Here is a 2,962-nt window from a genome sequence, read left to right as displayed (position 1 = left end):
GGCCGGGGTCGGGTACGCCGGCTGCGCCGTTGTTGCCGGGGCCGATGAAAATGGCCGACGCCGACAACGCCGGCAAAGTCCCATTACCGCTTCCCAAACGCCTGAACGAGTCCGGTATCACCCCGCTGTGCGGCAAACAAAGCAACGGCGCCTGCAGCCGTAAGGATTGCACATGCATGTAAAAGCCCTGAGCGCCCTGCTCGCCGAACCGCATTACGCGTTCGAGCATCTGCCGAGAGAATCATCCGGCCTGACACTGTGCTTCATCATCGACCGCAGCCGCCAGCCAGAAACCATGAGCCGCCTCTATCGCATTGGAGAACCACTCAATTCACAGGGTTTGTTCATCGCCACCGATTTTGCCGAAATGGCCGCTGATGGCCCGCTCTGGCTCACCGCGCCGTGGGGCAGCCGTTTGGCGGCAGAAGCGACGAAACTCTGCGAAGAAAACTTCTCCGGCATCGCCCTGACAACCCTCGATCCCGTCAAAGCGCTGACTCATGCACGCTGGCTGTTACGCGCCAACGATGGCTCCGGCGGCCAAAGCCTCCTCAGCTACCACAAACCCAGCCTGTGGGCGGCACTGGCCTATAGCGCCGGCGAATCCTCACACCAACTCTTCGGGCCATGGCGCCACGTTTACACACCGGCACCGCGAAACTTCGGCCAACAACGCGGTAACTGGCTGAACTGGCAACCCGCTCCGGAACTGGAATGGCTGGGCGACGTCTCAGCATTCAACCTGCCCGAAGCAGCGCCAAAGACTCAGGAACAACTGGGCTGGGTCTACTGGGTCGACGAGCAATACGCGGCCTACGGCGAACCCACCGATGAAGAATTACCGAACCTCGTGCAAAACCTCAGCACGCTGGTCGATCACAACATTTACGAAGGCCGTCATCTGCTCAAACTCGGCCAAATCGCCAACGGCCCACTGCTCGAATCGCAGCCCCAGGCCATGGCAATTCTGCAATCCAGGGAAGAGTCGTTCATCAAGGTTGAACAGCTGAAGCAACTCGCCACCAGCGCCGCCTGATGAACTTGTCCGTGTAACGAATGAATGGAAGCGAAATGGAAACTACCACCAGCGCCGCACCGAAAGCCGAATCTTCACCTGTTCAGCCATCAGCCGAAGAGGCATGCGCCAAACCGCCTCGAGATATCGGCGATCAACCGGAAGCGCCGGAAGAGTCCCCCGGATCCCATGACAAAGTAAAAACGCCCTGCTCGACCACCTACGGCAGCGCCATTTACGACACTGAGAATGAATCATTCTGGCTGCTCCCGGAGCGCACAAGCTCAGACCTCAAAGAAGCATCCAATGATCTGGAACAGAAGATCAGCTCCACGAAAACGCCGGAAGAGCGCAAAAAAGGCCTCTACGAAACGGGCCTGCTCGAGTATTTCCTCGAGCCTAAACTGGCGAATTTTCTTGAGGGCGAGCAACACACCCGGATGCTCGAAATCGAAGCGAAGCATCCCAACATCAGTAATCTGGACGCCGCGCTACGGGACGCTCAAGAAAGCAGCAAGGCAGCGACACCAGCAGTGGAAGCCCCCGCTACTCCCCTGACTCGGCTCGAACAGGACGAAATCAAAAAAACCGAGTGGATCGCCGCGCGTGACAATGCCACTGAAGTGCACCGCGCTTATGCTGACTGGCAAAAGCTCAAACGCACAGCAATTGCAGCCGCACAGGAAAAGGGTTATGCCTATGAAAGCGGCAGCCTCTTCGCCCCCAAAGCTATTGCCGCCCGCGCGGGCGTTCAAAAGTACCTCAAGGCACGTGACGCACTGTTGAATGAAAAGGATTTGGCTACGTTAACGTCAGCCGAGCTCGCTCCGATGCTCGCTCAAGATAAAAAGCTTATCAACGACATCGCAACATGCGGGCCGAATAACCAGCTCCCGCTTTGCACATACGTTCGCGACAAGGAAGCCAAGCGACTGGAAAGGAAAGCGATCTATACCGCTTACCTTGATTCCATTACAGACGTTGCTCAATACGGCATTGCGCTACCCGAATTTGCACTGATACCCGAATCAGGTGCATCGGTAGAAGGCGGCGTCGATCTGTTCAAGCAATATCTCGCGCTGGAAAAAGAACAAAAAGAAGTCAACAAACGGCTGAGTGCGAAATACAAAGGCTGGATCGAAGCAAGCGGCCGCCAGGCTAAAGCTCCGACAAACCTGGTCGCTGCAGAGCGTGCTGCGTGGGATCGACTGCAAGCTGAGAAAGAGAAACTCCAGCTTCAGGCTGAAAAGAACATGGAAACGGCTCCCGTCCGCCGACATCTTCTATGGGAGCCTGAACAGTTTCAGGCACGCCCTGAAGAGCGTTTGGTGAAGAACGGGTTCCCGCTCGCCGAAATGAGTATGGCGGACAGCCTGAAAAAGCCGCTGACCTACCTCAGCATGTATTCGCTGCCGAGGATTCAGCAAACCGTCAAAGGTGACGTGAAAAAACTGGGCGCCAAAGTCAAAGACCTCGCAAAGCGTCCCGGCAACAGCGATGGCAAGGCGTCCTCTGATACCGAACTGAGCCTTTTAGGCCAGTGGCTCACACAGGAAGGTGCGCTTCGGATAAAGGATCAGGAAAGTGACTGGTTCTCTGCCGAGGGCTGGTTTGATATAGAGAAATTTAACGCATTTCTCGAAGCCAAAAAGTACAAAGTCACAGCCCTTGAAAGCGCCAGCACACGCAAGGAATGGGGTGATCGCCTCCAGCAAGTGCTATTCAAAGACAACGTGCGCAAGACTTTCCGCATTTTTGATATCACGCCACAAGCGCAGCTTGTGCGGTGCCTGACGCCCACTACTTCAAACATCATCCATGCCTCCGCCAAAGTTGAAGGGCCAGGATGGTCGTTGGCCGAAGGCTTCCAGACATCAGCTAAAGCCTCGTTCGGCGTTGATCTTGCGCGCGGTGAAGTCGAACTATTCAAGGTCGACCTGCCAGACC

General features: G+C 56.1%; 1 protein-coding gene and 2 pseudogenes. All 3 read left to right on the top strand.

Going from position 1 to position 2,962, the window contains the following annotated elements:
• Nucleotides 1-182: pseudogene (locus GIW69_RS25970) on the top strand (type VI secretion system tip protein VgrG); the annotation flags it as partial.
• Nucleotides 173-1,036: a DUF4123 domain-containing protein gene (locus tag GIW69_RS25965; protein WP_236485642.1), complete on the top strand. Its 864-nt coding sequence runs from the start codon at nt 173-175 to the stop codon at nt 1,034-1,036. The pseudogene GIW69_RS25970 and the gene GIW69_RS25965, both read left to right, overlap by 10 nt.
• A 35-nt stretch (nt 1,037-1,071) precedes the next feature.
• Nucleotides 1,072-2,962 (top strand): annotated as a pseudogene (locus tag GIW69_RS25960) (hypothetical protein); the annotation flags it as partial.

The organism is Pseudomonas syringae (assembly GCF_021605415.1).
Lineage (GTDB): Bacteria > Pseudomonadota > Gammaproteobacteria > Pseudomonadales > Pseudomonadaceae > Aquipseudomonas > Aquipseudomonas syringae_S.
The sequence above is the reverse complement of the archived record's forward strand: the minus strand, read 5'-3'. Positions and strand labels throughout refer to the sequence as shown.

Bases quoted from the DNA above. Each gene is read 5' to 3' on its own strand.
- GIW69_RS25965 (WP_236485642.1), top strand. From the start codon at position 173: ATGCATGTAAAAGCCCTGAGCGCCCTGCTCGCCGAACCGCATTACGCG.